1 protein-coding gene is annotated in these 235 nt (G+C 60.4%); it reads left to right on the top strand.

What is annotated here, in order from left to right; all coding sequences use genetic code 11:
- A partial coding sequence (locus NLU14_RS22925; protein WP_275710946.1) for a hypothetical protein occupies positions 1 to 235 on the top strand: 235 nt, incomplete at both ends.

The following is a 235-nucleotide window of genomic DNA, read 5'->3' as shown; positions in this document are numbered from 1 at the left end:
AGTTTGCTAAAGAGTTCGTGCTGTTTTGCAGGAATCACGGCGCTCGAAAGAGCAGCTTGCTGGGCCAGGTCTCCCTGATGACGTTCCCCGGCATCGCTCGTATGATTTCGCCGAAGACGACGGCTCCCTCCCTCATCGATCCGCAGTTCGCCAAGCGCAGCGGCGTCTTCGAGCGGATGGAGCCGTACGGGCCGAGCCTATGGGGCTCGCAGCTTCAGAATGCGTACGACGTACG

It is taken from the genome of Marinobacter iranensis, from assembly GCF_029207565.1.
Classification (GTDB): Bacteria; Pseudomonadota; Gammaproteobacteria; order Pseudomonadales; family Oleiphilaceae; genus Marinobacter; species Marinobacter iranensis.
This window is presented reverse-complemented; position numbering and strand designations above follow the sequence as displayed.